This is a genomic window from Sphingopyxis sp. MC1 (genome assembly GCF_000371385.1).
In the GTDB taxonomy this organism is placed as follows: domain Bacteria; phylum Pseudomonadota; class Alphaproteobacteria; order Sphingomonadales; family Sphingomonadaceae; genus Sphingopyxis; species Sphingopyxis terrae.
In genome coordinates this window covers 501,920-518,581 of the sequence record NZ_AOUN01000002.1, presented here as the reverse complement: position 1 = coordinate 518,581, position 16,662 = coordinate 501,920, and the positions used below count along the sequence as shown (strand labels likewise).

The following is a 16,662-nucleotide window of genomic DNA, read 5'->3' as shown; positions in this document are numbered from 1 at the left end:
CTTTCGCAGCGGCGGGTACATCGGGTCCAATGGCCGGCCGCTGAACAGGTTGCATGGCCAGCGTTCAGCTTCGCTGCTGGTTCAGCACTTCATAGGCCATGACTGCGGCCGCAACGGCCGCGTTCAGGCTGTCGGCCTTGCCCATCATCGGCATTTTTACGCGCACGTCGGCGGCTTCGGCATAGGCTTGCGGCAGGCCCTGCGATTCATTGCCGATCAGGATGAAGGTGGGGGCGGCATAACGCACCGCCTGATAATCCTTGGTGTCGTCGCCGAGCCAGGTTGCGACCAGTTCGCCGCGCCCGCTGCGCAGCCAGGGCAGAAACTCGTCCCATTCGGCCTGCACCAGCCGCTGGGTGAAGATCGCCCCCATGCTCGCGCGCACCGCCTCGACGCCATAGGGATCGGTCGATTCGCCGAGCAGGATCAACCCGCCGGCGCCGACCGCGTCGCCGGTACGCAGCATGGTGCCCAGATTGCCGGGATCGCGCAGCCGTTCGGCAACCAGCCAGATCGGCGCCGCGTCGCGATCGAGGTCGGATAGCGCGGTCCGCGGCTCGGCATAGATGCCGACGACGGTCTGCGGATTGTCCTTGCCCGACAATTTGGAGAGGATCGCCGGCGTCGTGTCGATCACCTCGCCGCCGCTCGCCAGCGTCGCGTCGATCAGCGCCCGCGCGAGCGGGTGCGCGGCGCCCTCTTCGGCCAGAAACAGCCAGCGCGGCAATATGCCCGCCTCGCGCGCTTCAGTCGCAATGCGCAGCCCTTCGGCCAGGAACAGCCCCTCGGCGCGGCGATGCCGCTTTTCGCGCAGCAGCCGCATCCGCTTGACGAGCGGGTTCGACAGGCTTTCGATTCGGGAACGGCGATGGGTCAACTCTGGTGTTCCTTGGGATTCCGTCTCCCTGAGCGAAGACGAGGGGCCCCTTCGAGCGAAGCGAGAACCCGCAAAGTCCTTGCCTCGACTTCGCTCGCCATGCCCCCTCGTCTTCGCTCGGGGATGCGGCAGAAGGGAGGAGCGTATCTAGTCCTCGCCGAAGCTGTCCTTGACCAGCCCGACGAGCTTGAGCATCGCGGCTTCGGCGCCGTCGCCGCTGGTGTGGATGGTGATGCTGTCGCCCTTCGCCGCGCCCAGCATCATCAATCCCATGATCGACGATCCCGATACGCGCGACCCACCCTTTTCGACCTCGACCGACACGGTTTCGGGCAGGCGGCTGACGAAGGTAACGAACTTGGCGCTGGCGCGGGCGTGCAGACCGCGCTGGTTGGTGATTTCTACCGTTTCGCTGATCTGGTTCATGGCCCCACCCCCAACATTTCCGATGCGACGGAAATATATTTCTGGCCTGCTTCCTTGGCCGCGATCACCGCGGCACGCAGGTCCATCGTCTTGCGCGCGCTTTCCAGCCGGATGAGCATCGGCAGGTTGACGCCGGCAATGACTTCGGTTCGCCCGCTTTCCAGCAGGCTGATGGCAAGGTTCGACGGGGTGCCGCCGAACAGGTCGGTCAGTATGACGACCCCGCGCCCTTCGTCGACGCGCTGGATCGCTTCGGCAATTTCGCCGCGGCGCACTTCCATATTGTCATTGGGGCCGATGCACACCGTCGCCACCGCGCGCTGCGGTCCCACCACATGTTCCATCGCCGTCACCATTTCCTCGGCGAGGCGGCCGTGCGTGACGAGAACCATTCCGAGCAGCGGCAGGGCTTTATCGGTGGGCATGAAAAGCGAGACCCTTATGTTTGTCCGCCGGGTGCGGGAGATGCGGGCGGGGGCTTGCCCTCAAGCCCATCTTGCGGGGCCGAGTCAAGGTTGCGGTGGGTCACCGTGGGTTCGTGGCCCGCGGCGCGTAGCGTTCGGGCAACACGATCGGCGACATGGACCGAACGGTGGCGCCCGCCGGTGCAGCCGAAGGCGATGGTGACATAGCTTTTCCCTTCGGCGCGGTAACGCGGCAGCAGGGTGAGGAGCAGGGTTTCGATCTGCGCCACCGTCGCTTCATAAGCGGGATCGGTGCGGATATAGGCGGCGACGTCGGGGTCGAGCCCGGTGTGCGGGCGCAGCGCCGCGTCCCAGTGCGGATTGCGCAGATAGCGCATGTCGAACACCAGATCGGCGTGGCGCGGCAACCCGCGCGCGAAGCCGAAGCTCAATATGTTGAGCACCGGCGCATCGTCGCCGCCGCCGCCGAAGCGCTGGCGCACCTCTTGCTGCAGATCGTTGCTCGTATAGTTGGTCGTGTCGATGACATGCTCCGCCCAGCGGCGGAGCGGCTCCATCATCTCGCGTTCGCGCGCGATGCCGTCGGCGGCGGGGCGGTCCTCCGCCATCGGGTGGCGGCGGCGCGTCTCCGAAAAGCGCCGTTCGAGTTCAGCGCCCGCGCAATCGAGGAACAGCGTCTGCATGTCGCGCCCGCCCGCTTCGCGCAGTTCCTTCATGCGTTTGACGAGCAGCGCCGGCTTGAAACCGCGGCTGCGACTGTCGATGCCCACCGCGATCGGCCGGTTCGCCGCGCTGCGCTGCACCGGTGCGTCGATCAGCGCGTCGAGCAGCGCGAGCGGCAGATTGTCGACAACCTCCCACCCCAGATCCTCCAGCACCTTGAGTACGGTCGACTTGCCGGCGCCCGAAAGGCCGGTGACGAGCAGGAGACGCGGTGCGGCGGGATCGCTCATGCGGCCGGCGCCAGCCGTTCGAGCGCGAGCAATATCTTGATCGGGGCCGATACTTCGAAGGCCGAAAGCAGCAGCGCGGGCAGCGGATGACCGACGACCATTTCGACCTGATTCACCGCGGGCATGCGATCATAATGGTCGGTAAGCCGGACCGCGAGCGCCAGCGGCACCGGAGCGGTCCACGGTCGCTCGATGATGCCGATGCCGCGCACTTCCAGCTTTCCGGCCAGATTTTCGGGCGGGCGGCACCACAGGCGTCCGCGCTCGTACCATATGTCGCAGCGGTCGTCGGCGACGAGCCGCGCGCCCCGGTCGAGCAGGCGGAGCGCAAGATCCGACTTGCCTTGACCCGAATTGCCGAGAATCAGGACGCCGCCATTGCCCGCTGCCACGCAGCTCGCATGGATATTGTGGATCTCGGCCCTGGTCCTGCTCGGGAACATGGGTGCAGGCTTACCGGCGACGAAGCGGGGCTGCAAGGCGATAGGCGCCCGCGGCAAATTCAGCCTGTAGGATCGGAGCCTTCGCGCGCGGGCAGGGTGATCAGCAGGCTGGCGCCGGGCCGGCCGTCGTCGCGGTCGCGCGCCGAGATGGTGCCGCCATGCCCCTCGATGATCGTTCGCGCGATGGCGAGGCCCAGCCCGCTATGCTTGCCGAACGCTTCCCCCGACGGCCGTTCGCTGTGGAAACGGCGAAAAATTGCTTCGCGCTGCGACGGTTCGATCCCCGGCCCGTCGTCGTCGACCCGCACGTGAACCTCGTCGCCCAGCCGCGTGGCGGCGATGCAGACGAGGCCGCCTGCGGGCGAGAAGCTGATCGCATTGTCGATGACATTGTCGATCGCCCGCTCGATCCGATGGCCGTCGCCCATCACCGCAGTCGTCCCCTTGCGCGGCCGCGCAAAGGCGATGCGCGGTCGATCTTCGTTCTGGCTGTTGCGGGCGCAGCGCGCGGCGAGCATTGATTCGATCATCAGCCCGACATCGACGGGTTCAAAAGACGCGCGCGACAATTGCGCGTCGATCCGGCTTGCGTCGCTGATGTCGGTGACGAGGCGGTCGAGCCGGCGGACATCCTCGTCGGCGATAGCGAGCAACTGGGTGCGCTGCACGTCGGACGTGACGCGCCCCAGCCCTTCGATCGCCGATCGCACCGATGCGATGGGATTTTTAAGCTCGTGGGTCACATCGGCGGCGAAATGTTCGCCCGCGTCGATGCGCTCGCGCAGCGCCTGCGTCATGTCGCTCAGCGCGCGTGCCAGCGTGCCGATCTCGTCGCGGCGGCTCGGCAGGCGGGGGACGACCACCTCGCGCGCGCGGCCCAGCCGGACGCGAACGGCGGCGCGTGCCAGTCGGCGCAGCGGGCGAACGATCGTGCGCGCCAGAAACAGCGACAGCAGGACCGATGCGATCACGACCATCGCGATGACGATCGCGAGGCGGAAGCGCTCGGCGCGCACCGTGCGCGTGATGTCGCGCGCGTTGAGCGTCATCAGCATCACCTCGGGTGTCTCCAGATCGACGACGCGGGTGGCGCTGAGCAGCGGGGTGCGTTCGGGGGCATAGCGGAATCGCGCCTGCGCTTCGCCGCTGCGCAATGTCGCTTCGGCCTCGGGCCAGGCGGCGAGCGTGTCCCGGGCCGGTTCGGTAAATTCGGGGTAGCTCGGCGCGCCGACGATCCAGTCGATGCCGCGGTCCATCGCGCGCGCCGCATCGCGCTGCCACGCCTGCAAATCGGGATCGCGAAGCGTATAGGTCGGCGGCCCATGATCGAAACTGTCGGACAGCTTGCGGCCATCGGCAGCATAGAAGCGCAGCCGCGATTCGGTCGCGCGCGTGAATTCGCCGATCAGCCGCGCACGCTGGTCGGGGCGCGCCGCCTCGAGCGCGCTGTCGAGCAGGCCGAGCTGGTCCTGCATTTCGGAAATGCGCGTATCGACGAGGCGGGTGCGATAGGTATCGAGATAGAAGAATCCGCCCGCCAGCAGCGCGATCGCCAGGATGTTGACGGCCAGGATGCGCGTCGTCAGCGACCAGCGCGCCGACCAGACGAGCGGCGCCTCTTCCTGTTCGGCAATCGACGCGTCAGCCATCATCGGAGAAACGATACCCCGCACCATAGAGCGTCTCGATCGCGTCGAAGTCCGAATCGACCTCGCGGAACTTGCGGCGCAGGCGCTTGATGTGGCTGTCGATGGTGCGATCGTCGATATAGACATCGTCCTGATAGGCCGCGTCGAGAAGCTGGTTGCGGCTGCGCACGATGCCCGGGCGGCTGGCAAGCGTCTCCAGAATCAGGAATTCGGTGACGGTCAGCGTCACATCCCTGCCGCCCCAGCTCACCTTGTGCCGCGCCGGGTCCATCGCGAGCCGGCCCCGCACGATCGGTTCGGCCGCAGGCTCGTCGTCGGCGGCCGCGGCATTGCGGTTGAGGTCGACGCGGCGCAGGATCGCGCGGATGCGGGCGATCAGCAGCCGCTGCGAAAAGGGTTTGGAGATATAGTCGTCGGCACCCATCGCGAGTCCCAGCGCCTCGTCGATCTCGTCGTCCTTGCTGGTGAGGAAGATCACCGGAAGCTGGCTTTTCTCGCGCAGGCGGCGCAGCAGCTCGAGCCCGTCCATGCGCGGCATCTTGACGTCGAAGACGGCCAGATCGGGCGGATTGTCGATGAGCGGCTTCAGCGCGGCTTCGCCGTCCGAATAGACGCGCGTGACAAAGCCTTCGGCCTGAAGCGCGATCGACAGGGATTGCAGGATGTTGCGGTCGTCGTCGACCAGCGCGATGGTTGCCGTCATGCTCTTTCCATTGGGCGGACCCGGCGCCGGACTAGCCGATCTGCCGCCCAGCGACAACTGCGCACGTCCCGCCCGCGATTCACCTTTTAATCTTTTGACCTCGGCCTCGGCTATCGCTAACGCGGCCGGGATTTCGGAATCGGCGTGACGTCGGCACCCCATGTTCATGCGGGCCCATCGCTTTCGCATGGCATGTCCTGCATACCTATGCAAAGGTGCGCGCGGCGCAGAGGAAAGGCGAAGCAAATGACCAAGGTTGTGATCGGCACCGACACCGTCGAAACCAAAGCGGATGTGGCCGAAAACTGGGGCACCGCGCAGCTCGTCGAGGATGCCGTGCGCAATGGCGAAGGCCTGCTCGCGAAGGACGGCCCGCTCGTCGTCGCCACCGGCAAGCACACCGGGCGCAGCGCCAAGGACAAGTTCATCGTCCAGGATGCCGAAACGGCAGATACGATCTGGTGGGGCAAGACCAATGTGCCGATGACCCCCGATCATTTCGCAGCGCTCAAGGCCGATTTCTTTGCCCATCTCGCATCGCGCGACCGCGTCTATCGCCAGCAGCTGTTCGGCGGTTCGCAGCCCGAATATCGCGTCGGGGTGCAGGTCATCACCGAATTCGCCTGGCACAGCCAGTTCATTCGCACGCTGCTCTGCCGTCCGACGGCCGAGGAACTGGCGTCCTTCGCGACCGAATATACGATCATCGACCTGCCGAGCTTCCGCGCCGACCCGGCGAAACATGGTTCGCGCACCGAAACGGTGATCGCGGTGAACTTCTCCGAAAAGCTGATCCTGATCGGCGGCACGCAATATGCCGGCGAGATGAAGAAGTCGGTGTTCGGCATCCTCAACTATCTCCTTCCGGTGCAGGGCGTGATGCCGATGCATTGCTCGGCGAACATCGGCGCCGACGGCGATACGGCGGTTTTCTTCGGCCTGTCGGGCACCGGCAAGACGACGCTGTCGGCCGACGCCTCGCGCACGCTGATCGGCGACGATGAACATGGCTGGTCGGACACCGCGGTCTTCAACTTCGAAGGCGGCTGCTACGCCAAGATGATCCGCCTGTCGGCGGAGGCCGAACCCGAAATCTATGCGACGACAAAGCGTTTTGGCACGGTGCTCGAAAATGTGGTGATCGACCCCGCGACGCGCGAACTCGACCTCGACGACAACAGCCTCGCCGAAAACAGCCGCGGGTCCTATCCGATCGACTTCATCCCGAATGCGTCGGAAAAGAATATGGGCCCGGTGCCCAAGAATATCATTATGCTCACCGCGGATGCCTATGGCGTGCTGCCGCCGATCGCGAAGCTGACCCCCGATCAGGCGATGTATCACTTCCTGTCGGGCTATACTGCGCGCGTTGCGGGCACCGAAATCGGCGTGACCGAGCCCGAGGCGACCTTCTCGACCTGCTTCGGCGCGCCGTTCATGCCGCGCCATCCGTCGGTTTACGGCAACCTCCTCAAGGAGCGCATCGCCAAGGGCGGCGTCGAATGCTGGCTCGTCAACACCGGCTGGACCGGCGGCATGGCGACGATGGAGGGGATCAGCCGCATGCCGATCAAGGCGACCCGCGCACTGCTCAACGCGGCGCTCGACGGCAGCCTGAACAATGCGGAATTCCGCAAGGATCCGAATTTCGGCTTCATGGTTCCCGTTGCGGTGCCCGGCGTCGATTCGGGCCTGCTCGATCCGCGCGAAGCCTGGGCCGACAAGGCGGCCTATGACCGCACGGCGCAAACGCTGGTGCAGCAATTCATCGACAATTTCGCGCAATTTGCGGACCATGTCGACGAAGGCGTCCGCAACGCCGCACCGCAGGCCGCCGTCGCGGCCTAAGGGTTAGAACCCGCCCAATACGCCGCTGAGGCGCCCAAATGGCGAAGCCATTTGGGCGTCCCTTCGGGATTTGACCGATTTCGTCCATTGCCGCGTCGAAGAGCCTTGGGATATATCTATATCCGGGCGTCTCTTCTCCTTGCACTGAACGAAATCGCTTCAAACCTCAGCGGTGTATTGGGCGGGTTAGAACCCCAACCCGGAAACTTCCGGGTGCTCATTCACCCGGAAGGACCGGACCCATGACCACCGACTTTACCCCGCGCCTGTTCGAGCGCGATGCCGATATTCGCGCGATCGGTGCAGGCTTGCTCGGCTGCACCCTGCCGCGCGAGGCGTGGACGCACGAGGCGCATCTGGCGGCGTGCCTCTGGCTGCTGAGCGAGCGCCCCGACATCGACGTCGATGCCGAAATTGCGCCGATCATCCGCCGCTTCAACGAAAGCGTGGGCGGCGTGAACGACGACACGCAGGGCTATCACGACAGCATCACCCGCGCCTATGTCGCGGGGGTGCGGTTGTTCCTCGCTGAAACGGCGGAGACGGGCCTGACCAGCCGCGTCAATGCGTTGCTGCGATCGCCCGTGGGCGCGCGCGACTGGCCGCTGCGCTTCTACAGCCGCGATCTGCTCTTTTCGGTGCCGGCGCGGCGCGGGTTCGTCCCGCCGGACCTCGCGCCGCTGCCTGCGCCGTGATAGCGTCGGTTCCGACTCGAAGCGAAGGAGCGCAGCCATGAGCATCTTGGACAATATTCTCGGACAGATTTCCGGAAACGACACGGTGGCTAACCTTGCCGCCAAGGTCGGCCTGTCGCCCGAGCATGTCGAATCGGCGATTGCCGCGCTCGCCAAGCATCACCCGATGCAGGGTGACACCGCCGAAGGCGCTGCCGCGACCACCGGTCTGCCGCTCGACAAGTTGCAGGAGATCATCGGCCAGATCGGCGGCGAAGGCTCGCTCGGCCGCTTTGCGCAGATGGTCCAGCAGGACGGCGGCGCGGGCATTCTCGGTGCGCTCGACCGCGATGGCGATGGCAACCCGCTCAATGACCTGGGCGGCATAGCGGGCTCGCTGTTCGGGAAGAAATAGGCGAACCCGTCAGGTCCGCCTACCGTCGGCGATAGCGTCAACGAAGGATCGCCTTGCCTTTTTCCGGGCACTATCCCTTCGTTTCCGCGATATATTCGTCGACATTCTTCGCGAGAACGTCGAGCGGCACATTGCCGCCGAGCACGACCGTGTCGTCGAAATCGCGCAGGTCATATTTTGCACCCAGCGCGGTCTGGGCGCGGCCGCGCTGGCGGACGATTTCGCTGTGGCCGACCTTGTAGCCGCAGGCCTGCCCGACCCAGCTGCAATAGCGATCGACTTCGCTCGCGACCTCCAGCGGGTTCGATCCATTGCGTTCGACGAAGAAGCGCACGCCCTCCTCGCGCGTCCAGCGCTTCGCGTGGATCCCCGTATCGACGACGAGGCGGCAGGCGCGAAAGGCGATCGACTGAAGATAGCCGAGCCGTCCGACCTCGAAATCGTCGTAAAGCCCCAGCTCGTCGGCAAGCTGCTCGGCATAAAGCGCCCAGCCCTCGGAATAGGCGTTGAAGGCGAGCATCGAGCGGATCAGCGGCATCTTGTTCGCATATTCGCCCTGCCAGGCATGGCCCGGGATCGCTTCGTGCATCGCCAAGTCGGGGAGCGAATATTTGCTGTGCAGATCGGTCGTGCGCAGGTTGATCCAGAAGCGGCCGGGGATCGATCCGTCGATCGATCCGGCGCCGCCATAGGCCGCAGGCGCGCCGGGTTCTTCGGCGAGCGGCAGGCGCTTCACCTCGACATTGCCTTTCATCATCGTACGGAAGGCGCGCGGCAACTGGGCGCGAATCTTGTTCAGCCAGCTCTGGATATAGGCGACGATCTCGGCCCGGCCCTGATCATTGTCGGGGAATTTGAAGCGCGGGTCTTTCGCCAGCGCGTTCATCCGGTCGCCGACGGACCCTTGCGTATAGCCGAGCTTCTGAAGGATCGGGTCCATCCGGCCGTGCAACTCTTCAAGCTGCTCCAGACCCATTTTGTGAACCTCATCGGGGGTCATCCGCGTCGTGGTCGATGCGCGCAGCGCCCAGGCATAGAATTCGTCGCCGTGCGGGCGTGCCCACATGCCCGCGTCCATTGTCGCCTTTGGCCGTTGCGCCTTGAGTTCGGCAAGCTGGCGTTCGAGCGCCGGTACCACCGTCTCGCGCGTGATCGTTTCGGCGCGCGGACCCCAGTTCCCCGCAATATTCTGTTCGCGCGTCCGGGAGGCGAGGCTCTCGACCAGTCCGCCGCCGTCGCGGGCGTCGGCAAGGCTCGCATCCATCTGCTTGACCGCCTTGTCGATCAGGAAGGCCGGGGCGATGAGGCCTTGGGCGGCGGCAGCCTTGAGCCGTTCGGTTTCGCCGTCGAGTGCGGCGGGATAGGCGGCGAGGCGCGCAAGATAGGCCTCGGCGTCGGCGCTCGTCTTGACCGGATGATCGCTGTCGAGAAATTTCGGCACGTCGAGATAGGCGCCGACATTCTGGATGACGACATAGGGCGTGTTGCGCCAGCCGCCCACCGCGACATCGCCATAGGGCTGCGCAAAGCCGGCGAGCGCGACGTCATAGGCGCTGTCGACGACCGCAAGGCTGGTTCGCGTCGCATGGTCGAGCCCCGCCGTGTCGAAGGCGCGGACGCGCGCCAGATCAGCCTTCAGCGTCGCGGCCAGTGCCTGCTGCCCCGCCGCCGACCGATCGCCGAGCTGCGCCCGCATCGCCGCGCGCGCGCCGGTATCGATGCCGAGCGAGGTCGCTCCCTCGGGCGAATGGGCGAGGAGATTGTCGGCGATCGAGGTCAACAGCGCGTCGGCGCCCGCCGCGCCCTCACCGCTGGTCGCGGGCGCGAAGGCGCGGGCCGGGGCGGTCAAGGCCAGCCCCGCGACTCCGGCACCGAGGGTGGCGATCGTCTGACGGCGGCTGACGGGCGTGGCAAAGGCTTCGGGCATTCGGCGGCTCCCCTGGATATTCTCGTTTCTGAAGAAATCATTTGGAGCCGCTGCTGCCCCGGGTCAATCGAAAGGGGCCGGAAACGCACCCCGTGCGCCCGGCCCCGGTCGAAAATTATCGGCGCTTTGTCAGTCGGTCAGGTCGGCGGGAACCTTGCCGCCGTTCGCCGCAAGCTCGCGCATCACCGCTTTATGCAGCCAGATATTCATTTCGGCGCTGCCGTTGAGTTCGCCGGTATAGCCCAGTTCCTGCGCCAGCTCCTTGCGATTGGCAAGGCTCGAATCGATGTCGAGCAGCTTCATCAGATCGACGATCGAGGTGCGCCAGTTGAGCGGCTGCGTCACCTTGGCGGCTTCTGCGGCGAGGATAGCCTCGACATCGACTTCGCTGATTGCGGCAGTGGGCACTGCGACCGCGGCCGGACCAGCGGGGACCTCGGGAGGAGCAGCTGGTGCCGCTGGAGCGGGAGTGGCGGCTTCCGCCTTCTTGCCGAAGATCGCGTCTTTTATCTTGCTGAAAATGCTCATGTTCATGCTCCCACTTTGGTCCGGCGCTTCGGACGAAGCGCGCCAGACTCATTTATGCGGCGGGTGGATGACAGGAGAATGAACCGCTCCCCCTCGGTGCCCGCGCTGCTATACCAACCCCCATCGGCTGAGTTCGATCCCGCGCCGCGGTGGGAGAATTTGCATGAATCTCACCGACATTCTGCAGCCGGTCGGCGGCATCAAATCGCGATGGTACGCGTGCTGGGGCTAGCGCCGGAACGCCGGGGTCAGAGCCCGGACGGCCCTGACCCGCAGCATCGCTTATGGGCTCAGCTATAGGGCGGAGCGTCCTCGAACTCCCCGAACGCCGGATAGTCGTTGGCGACGCTGGCGGTGAAGTTGGGCGCGCGCTTTTCGAGGAAGCTGGTTACGCCTTCGGCCGCGTCGGGGCTGCGGCCGCGAGCGAAGATCACGCGGCTGTCCCAGCGGTGGGCGCTCATCGGGTGCGGGGCGCCGAGCATCCGCCACATCATGTGCCGCGTCAGCGCGACCGATACCGGAGCGCTGTCGCCGGTCAGCTCGCGCGCCTTGGCGATCGCAGCGTCGACCAGCTCGCCCTGTGTATGGACCGACTGGACCAGCCCCTTTTCATGCGCTTCGGCGGCAGGGATCAGCCGGCCCGAATAGCACCAATCGAGCGCGGTCTGGATGCCGACGAGGCGCGGCAGGAACCAGCTCGAGGCCGCTTCGGGGACGATGCCGCGGCGCGCGAAGACGAAGCCGTAGCGGGCATTGTCGCTCGCCAGCCGGGCATCCATCGAAAGCGTCATTGTCGCGCCGATGCCGACCGCGGCGCCATTGATGGCACCGAGGACAGGCTTTTTCGCCTCGAATATGCGCATCGACACGCGGCCACCGCCGTCGCGGATCAGCGGGTGCGACCAGTTGATCGTGCCGTCTTCGCCGATCGGGCTGGCCGGGGTACCGTCGGGCAGCAGCGCCTGCTTGTCGGCGCGCTTGTCATAATCGAAGGTCGCGGCGCCCGCGCCCAGATCGGCGCCCGCGCAATAGGCCTTTTCGCCATGACCGGTGAAGATCACCGCGCGGACGCCGTCGTCGGCATCGCATTCGTCGAGCGCGGTAATGATTTCCTGCATCATCTCGCCGGTGAAGGCGTTCATGCGGTCGGGGCGATAGAGGGTCAGCAGTGCGATGCCTTCGTGGCGGTCGAGGCGAATCTGGTCGAAGCTCATCTTCTCTCTCCTTGGCTTTGGTAGCAGCGTTGCAAGCGACGGCGTCGAGTGCAAGCACTTTACGTAAACGTAAAGAAAGATCCTCCCTGTCGCGCAGCGATGGGGAGGGGGACCATCCGAAGGATGGTGGCGGGGCAGCGGCGTTGCGCAAAGGCCCCTCCGTCAGCGGCTACGCCGCTGCCACCTCCCCATCGCTGCGCGACAGGGAGGATCGCTTTCAACCGGGGATGACGCGCCCTCGCTTTGTCGCTATAGGCGCCCCGACCGCCCCGGCGTCGCGCTCACATTTGAGTCGCTTTGCCGGGGCCATTCATTTGGTTCCGACAGAAAGTTGACCGCCATGGCCCGTCGCCGCCAGATCTACGAAGGCAAAGCGAAGATCCTCTACGAAGGCCCCGAACCGGGCACGCTGATCCAGTATTTCAAGGATGATGCGACCGCGTTCAACGCGCAAAAGCGCGGTACGATCAACGGCAAGGGTGTGCTCAACAACCGGATTTCGGAGCATGTCTTCACGCTGCTCGGCAATATCGGCGTGCCGACGCACTTCATCCGCCGCCTCAACATGCGCGAACAGCTGATCCGTCAGGTCGAGATCGTGCCGATCGAGGTGATCGTGCGCAATGTCGCGGCGGGCACGCTGTCGAAGCGCCTCGGGCTGGAGGAAGGCACGCCGCTGCCGCGCACGCTGATCGAATATTGCTACAAGGACGATGCGCTCGGCGATCCGCTGGTCGCCGAAGAACATATCGCCTGCTTCAACTGGTGCAGCCAGGACGAGCTGCACGACATTCAGGACATGGCAATCCGCATCAATGATTTCATGAGCGGTATGTTCGCGGCGGTCGGTATCCGCCTCGTCGACTTCAAGCTCGAATTCGGACGGCTCTACGACGGCGATTACAGCCGTATCATCCTGGCCGACGAAATCAGCCCCGACGGCTGCCGCCTGTGGGACATGAACACCAATGAAAAGCTCGACAAGGATCGCTTCCGCCGCGACCTCGGCGGCGAAGTCGAAGCCTATCAGGAAGTTGCGCGGCGCCTTGGCCTGATGCCCGAAGGCGGCGACAATGCAGTGCTCGACCTCGAAACGCACCGCAAGAAGAAGGGCAGCTAAGGCCGCTCCCATCCCGCGCGCGGCTGAGAGTTTGCCGCCGCGCCATATCGAGGAGCCGAAGGCGACGCGGCAATCCAGAGCGCGCGTAAACCGCTCTGGATTGCTTCACCCGGCCTTGCCGGGCTCGCCATGACGCAGTTTTGTCGCTGACGCTGCCTCAGATATTGATGCTCGTCGGAATCAGGCTGGGCTGCAGATAGGGATAGGGCTGCCGCCGCTGCGCGTTGCGCGCGGCGATCGCGGTTTCGACATTGGCCAGCGCCCCCTTGAACCACGCGAGCGGCCCCTCGGGCGCGGTGACACGCGGATCCTGGAACCATGGCGGGTAGGGGAAGCTGTTGCTGCGATAGTCGCCGAGCGGGCGGTAATGCACCGAACCCAGGAGTTCGAGCACGTTGAGCTGTTCGAGCGCCAGCGCCATCGGTGGCATCATCGCGAGCCACCCCGGCTTGTCCTGCCCACGCTCGCAATCTGGCGCGGCCTGCCACGCCGCGCCGGTGACGGCGGGCGCAAAGGCCATGATGTCCTTTTGCGGGAAATTCACCGCGGCATGCTGTGCGCTCGCGGTGAACATCACCATAGTGCAGACATCGGCAAGCTGGTCGCGCGTGGCGATCGGGCCGAAACCCGTGATCCGCGCTTCGCCGGCCAGGCTGTCGGCCCAGGCGGCGAGTTCGGTGTCGCCGACAACCGCGTCATCGTCGGCATAATAGAGCCAGACATATTGGCGCGCCCATTCGCGGATCGCATTCCACACCAGCAGCGCGTCGTCGCGATAGGGATAGTCGGCGAGCGTCGATCCGGTCCCGACCCCGCGTGCGGCCAGATCGGCCGGCAGCATCTTGCCGTAAAAGTCGAAGGCCAGCCGGTCGTCGGCCGCCGCGGCCTGGCTGGATGCGATAGTGCCTGCGAAAATATGGTCGATCGGCCCGTTCGCGGCGATCAGCGAGGTCGCGGCCTGATCGTTGATGAACAGTGTCCCTTCGAAATGCGGGACGAGCAGCGCCCATAGCGGATGCGCCTGGGCCAGATGGCGGTGTGTGGCGACCGCGAAAGCCTCGATCACCAGATGGGTGCACGCCAGATGCGTGAAGAGTTCGTGATAATTGCCGTCGGCGACCCGAACGACCAGCTTCGCCATCTCCCAGCCCCATTGCGCATCGGCGGCGGCCGAGGGCGTGAAGATGGGGTGCAGCGCGGGATCCTGCCCGCACTGGATCGCGACCGGAACGAGTGCCGATCCGCCCGGCGGCACCGCGAACAGCGCAATCGGCTGCCAGACATATTTGGCAAGGCTGCCGTAGGTGCCCGGCGTCAGCACCGCGAGTTCGGCATAGTCGAGCAGGAACAGCCGGCGCTCGGCAAGCGCGGCGTCCAGCGTGTCGCCATTGACCACCGCGGCATAGCGCGCGGGGCTGAGCGGGAAATTGGTCGGGAGCGCGTCGCCCGCCGCGGCGATCAGCATATTGTTCGGCCCCTGAACGCGCAGCCGCGCGAAACAGGCATCGTCCTGAAAATCATAGGCGACACCGGGAACGGGCAGCGTCCGGAACAGGGCGCGATAAGCGTCGAGGCTGCGCGGCGCGCTGCTGCCGAGGCCGGCCACTTCGGCCGCGCTGACCTTGATCAGCGCTTCGATCCGCTGGCGATGCGCCTCCAGCTTCGCAAGCTGCGTGTCGGCTTCGACCGCAGCCACAACATGTTCGACCTCATCGACGAAATGGCCGAGGAGCGACGTGCCATCCTTCATCGCATGGCCCGCCGCGATCCGCGCGGTCGATTGCTCGATCGCGTCGCATTCGGCCAGCGCGGCTTCATAGGTGCTGCGCGGCGTATCGAGTTCGCCCTTGTCGACGCCGTCCAGCTTCACCGCGAGTGCATTGCGCACGATCGCCAGCCCGACGCCGATCAGGATCGCGAACCAGGCGATCGTCGGCATATCCTGTTTGGGCACGTCGGTTGCGAGCGGAACGCCGGGAAGCGACGGCTCGTCGGTCGTCCACATATAGACCTGCCGCGTCGCAGCGAGTTGCGCGGCGCGCGCGGCCTGCTCCGCCGGCGTGTCCTGCTGCGGCAGACTGGGCGCGGCGGGCGGAAGGATTGCGCCGTCGATCTGGCTGGGGGCGGTGAAATCGGGCGAAGGGAAGGACATGCGAAAGCTCCTGCGACATGAACGCGGCGCGAGGGATCGCAGAACATGGTTAATTTTTGGCATGCCGCAGGGAGGGGGCGGCCCGGTTAGGGCGATGAAAAACAATCCTTCCTTTGTTTAACGCATGCTTTACTCCCGCTTGATACCCAGCCGGAATGACGGGGGTTATAGCATGGATGCGGCGGCGCTTTTTTCCGCCATTGCCGGAGGATATCCGGGACGATGTCGCGATTCTGCGCGCCAATCGTATCGAGACGCTGACCCCGATGCTTTTTCTGATGCTCGCGGCGACAACGCCGACCGCCATCTATGGCGGCATGCCGAGCGTCCATCCGATCATCCGGATCGGCTTTCCGGTCGTTCTGGCGGCGGTGTGCCTGCTCGGCTTCGCTGCGCAGATGCATTATCGTGGCCGGCGCATGAGCCCGCGGCGCGCGCGGAGGGTGATCGTCGAGGCAGCGTGGGTGTCGGGCACGATGGGCGCGATGTGCAGCAGCTGGACGGTGGTCAACTGGCTCGCCGCGCCGCCCGAAAATCACAGCTATTATGCGATGATCATGGCGATGGGGTCGCTGGCGACCGCCTATTGCCTGTCATCGACGCGCTTTGCAGCGCTGCTCAATCTGGGCATCGGGATGGTGCCGATCGCCTATCTGATGCTCAGCTCCGGCCACGCGCCCGAGATTGCGGCGGGCACCAGCCTGGTCGTCGCGACGATGTTCCTGGTGCGCATGATCCTTCAGCAGCATGGCCAGCTTGTCGACCTGCTGGAATTGCAGCGGCAGATGCGCGATCTGGCGCATAGCGACGCGCTGACCGGGCTGCCCAACCGGCGTGCGTTCGACCTGCGGCTGGAGGAAGAAATCGCGCGCGCGGCGGATGGCGAGATATTCGCGATCGCGCTGCTCGATCTCGACGGCTTCAAGCCGGTGAACGACCGGCACGGCCATGCCGCCGGCGATCAACTGCTGTGCGAAGTCGCGGCGCGGCTGCGCCGGGCGTGCGGCGATCATGCGCTGGTCGCGCGGCAGGGGGGTGACGAATTCGCCATTCTGGTGCCGCGCCGCTCACCGCTGCTTGCCACCGCGCTTGCCGATCATCTGCTCGCCGCGCTCGTCGCGCCCTACCGCATCGGCGGCCAGCCATTGCGCGTCGGCGCGAGCGTCGGCATCGCCAACTGGCCCGGCGACGGTGGCAGCGCGCGCCGGCTTTTCGACACCGCCGACCGCGCCCTCTATGCGGCGAAGGCGGCTGGTCGACCCGACATGTCGCCGGTCGAAAGCATCGGCATCGCAAGCTGATGCGGGC

The 16,662-nt window shown here is 65.6% G+C and carries 16 protein-coding genes; 5 read left to right on the top strand and 11 right to left on the bottom strand.

Annotated features, from left to right (window positions below; genetic code table 11):
• Positions 1-64: 64 nt before the first annotated feature.
• The 7 genes from EBMC1_RS03030 to EBMC1_RS03000 form a co-directional block, all read right to left on the bottom strand.
• Entirely contained in the window at positions 65-877 is an 813-nt protein-coding gene (locus tag EBMC1_RS03030; RefSeq protein WP_003040351.1) for a TrmH family RNA methyltransferase, read from the bottom strand.
• A gap of 147 nt (positions 878-1,024) precedes the next feature.
• Positions 1,025-1,303, bottom strand: coding sequence for an HPr family phosphocarrier protein (locus tag EBMC1_RS03025; RefSeq protein ID WP_003040349.1), 279 nt, complete (start codon positions 1,301-1,303; stop codon positions 1,025-1,027).
• Positions 1,300-1,704 (bottom strand): PTS sugar transporter subunit IIA, encoded by a 405-nt coding sequence (locus tag EBMC1_RS03020; protein WP_040589359.1) that lies wholly within the window; start codon positions 1,702-1,704, stop codon positions 1,300-1,302. The genes EBMC1_RS03025 and EBMC1_RS03020 overlap by 4 nt, the downstream gene beginning before the upstream one ends.
• 38 nt (positions 1,705-1,742) lie before the next feature.
• Entirely contained in the window at positions 1,743-2,681 is a 939-nt protein-coding gene (gene rapZ, locus EBMC1_RS03015) for an RNase adapter RapZ (protein ID WP_003040345.1), read from the bottom strand.
• Positions 2,678-3,124, bottom strand: a complete 447-nt coding sequence (locus tag EBMC1_RS03010) for an HPr kinase/phosphorylase (RefSeq protein ID WP_003040343.1) — start codon at positions 3,122-3,124, stop codon at positions 2,678-2,680. The genes rapZ and EBMC1_RS03010 overlap by 4 nt, the downstream gene beginning before the upstream one ends.
• Positions 3,125-3,183: 59 nt before the next feature.
• On the bottom strand, positions 3,184-4,776 hold the full coding sequence (locus EBMC1_RS03005; protein WP_040589174.1) for an ATP-binding protein: 1,593 nt from the start codon (positions 4,774-4,776) through the stop codon (positions 3,184-3,186).
• On the bottom strand, positions 4,766-5,476 hold the full coding sequence (locus tag EBMC1_RS03000) for a response regulator transcription factor (protein ID WP_003040337.1): 711 nt from the start codon (positions 5,474-5,476) through the stop codon (positions 4,766-4,768). Before EBMC1_RS03000 ends, EBMC1_RS03005 begins: the two co-directional genes overlap by 11 nt.
• Before the next feature lie 246 nt (positions 5,477-5,722).
• Here EBMC1_RS03000 and EBMC1_RS02995 point away from each other — a divergent pair, with 246 nt between their 5' ends.
• The 3 genes from EBMC1_RS02995 to EBMC1_RS02985 all read left to right on the top strand — a co-directional run bounded on the left by EBMC1_RS02995 (position 5,723) and on the right by EBMC1_RS02985 (position 8,413).
• Positions 5,723-7,324 carry a phosphoenolpyruvate carboxykinase gene (locus EBMC1_RS02995; protein WP_003040334.1) on the top strand — a complete coding sequence of 534 codons (1,602 nt, stop codon included), beginning with the start codon at positions 5,723-5,725 and terminating at the stop codon, positions 7,322-7,324.
• Positions 7,325-7,566: 242 nt separating this feature from the next.
• Positions 7,567-8,019: a hypothetical protein gene (locus EBMC1_RS02990; RefSeq protein WP_003040331.1), complete on the top strand. Its 453-nt coding sequence runs from the start codon at positions 7,567-7,569 to the stop codon at positions 8,017-8,019.
• 37 nt (positions 8,020-8,056) lie between these two features.
• Positions 8,057-8,413, top strand: coding sequence for a hypothetical protein (locus tag EBMC1_RS02985; RefSeq protein ID WP_003040328.1), 357 nt, complete (start codon positions 8,057-8,059; stop codon positions 8,411-8,413).
• Positions 8,414-8,483: 70 nt separating this feature from the next.
• Here EBMC1_RS02985 and EBMC1_RS02980 read toward each other — a convergent pair whose 3' ends face one another.
• From EBMC1_RS02980 to EBMC1_RS02970, 3 genes are all read right to left on the bottom strand, one after another.
• On the bottom strand, positions 8,484-10,340 hold the full coding sequence (locus tag EBMC1_RS02980) for a DUF885 domain-containing protein (RefSeq protein WP_003040325.1): 1,857 nt from the start codon (positions 10,338-10,340) through the stop codon (positions 8,484-8,486).
• 129 nt (positions 10,341-10,469) lie between these two features.
• A complete protein-coding gene (locus tag EBMC1_RS02975) occupies positions 10,470-10,868 on the bottom strand; it encodes a DUF3597 domain-containing protein (protein WP_040589350.1) in 399 nt (132 codons plus the stop codon).
• A gap of 290 nt (positions 10,869-11,158) precedes the next feature.
• Complete coding sequence (locus EBMC1_RS02970; RefSeq protein WP_003040320.1) at positions 11,159-12,082, bottom strand: crotonase/enoyl-CoA hydratase family protein; 924 nt, start codon at positions 12,080-12,082, stop codon at positions 11,159-11,161.
• 340 nt (positions 12,083-12,422) lie between these two features.
• On the opposite strand from EBMC1_RS02970, the gene purC reads away from it, so the two are divergent.
• A complete protein-coding gene (gene purC / locus EBMC1_RS02965) occupies positions 12,423-13,202 on the top strand; it encodes a phosphoribosylaminoimidazolesuccinocarboxamide synthase (protein ID WP_003040316.1) in 780 nt (259 codons plus the stop codon).
• 157 nt (positions 13,203-13,359) lie between these two features.
• Here purC and EBMC1_RS02960 read toward each other — a convergent pair whose 3' ends face one another.
• The gene (locus tag EBMC1_RS02960) at positions 13,360-15,354 is read right to left on the bottom strand and encodes a lipoxygenase family protein (protein ID WP_003040314.1); all 1,995 of its coding nucleotides are present in this window, start codon (positions 15,352-15,354) and stop codon (positions 13,360-13,362) included.
• 176 nt (positions 15,355-15,530) lie between these two features.
• Here EBMC1_RS02960 and EBMC1_RS02955 point away from each other — a divergent pair, with 176 nt between their 5' ends.
• On the top strand, positions 15,531-16,655 hold the full coding sequence (locus tag EBMC1_RS02955) for a GGDEF domain-containing protein (RefSeq protein WP_003040311.1): 1,125 nt from the start codon (positions 15,531-15,533) through the stop codon (positions 16,653-16,655).
• Positions 16,656-16,662 lie beyond the last annotated feature (7 nt).

What these genes read in the sequence shown, in the direction of transcription:
- EBMC1_RS03025 (WP_003040349.1), bottom strand. Translation starts at nt 1,303, where the DNA reads ATGAACCAGATCAGCGAAACGGTAGAAATCACCAACCAGCGCGGTCTG.
- rapZ (WP_003040345.1), bottom strand. Translation starts at nt 2,681, where the DNA reads ATGAGCGATCCCGCCGCACCGCGTCTCCTGCTCGTCACCGGCCTTTCG.
- EBMC1_RS03010 (WP_003040343.1), bottom strand. Translation starts at nt 3,124, where the DNA reads ATGTTCCCGAGCAGGACCAGGGCCGAGATCCACAATATCCATGCGAGC.
- EBMC1_RS03005 (WP_040589174.1), bottom strand. Translation starts at nt 4,776, where the DNA reads ATGATGGCTGACGCGTCGATTGCCGAACAGGAAGAGGCGCCGCTCGTC.
- EBMC1_RS03000 (WP_003040337.1), bottom strand. Translation starts at nt 5,476, where the DNA reads ATGACGGCAACCATCGCGCTGGTCGACGACGACCGCAACATCCTGCAA.
- EBMC1_RS02995 (WP_003040334.1), top strand. Translation starts at nt 5,723, where the DNA reads ATGACCAAGGTTGTGATCGGCACCGACACCGTCGAAACCAAAGCGGAT.
- EBMC1_RS02990 (WP_003040331.1), top strand. Translation starts at nt 7,567, where the DNA reads ATGACCACCGACTTTACCCCGCGCCTGTTCGAGCGCGATGCCGATATT.
- EBMC1_RS02985 (WP_003040328.1), top strand. Translation starts at nt 8,057, where the DNA reads ATGAGCATCTTGGACAATATTCTCGGACAGATTTCCGGAAACGACACG.
- EBMC1_RS02980 (WP_003040325.1), bottom strand. Translation starts at nt 10,340, where the DNA reads ATGCCCGAAGCCTTTGCCACGCCCGTCAGCCGCCGTCAGACGATCGCC.
- EBMC1_RS02975 (WP_040589350.1), bottom strand. Translation starts at nt 10,868, where the DNA reads ATGAGCATTTTCAGCAAGATAAAAGACGCGATCTTCGGCAAGAAGGCG.
- EBMC1_RS02970 (WP_003040320.1), bottom strand. Translation starts at nt 12,082, where the DNA reads ATGAGCTTCGACCAGATTCGCCTCGACCGCCACGAAGGCATCGCACTG.
- purC (WP_003040316.1), top strand. Translation starts at nt 12,423, where the DNA reads ATGGCCCGTCGCCGCCAGATCTACGAAGGCAAAGCGAAGATCCTCTAC.
- EBMC1_RS02960 (WP_003040314.1), bottom strand. Translation starts at nt 15,354, where the DNA reads ATGTCCTTCCCTTCGCCCGATTTCACCGCCCCCAGCCAGATCGACGGC.
- EBMC1_RS02955 (WP_003040311.1), top strand. Translation starts at nt 15,531, where the DNA reads ATGCGGCGGCGCTTTTTTCCGCCATTGCCGGAGGATATCCGGGACGAT.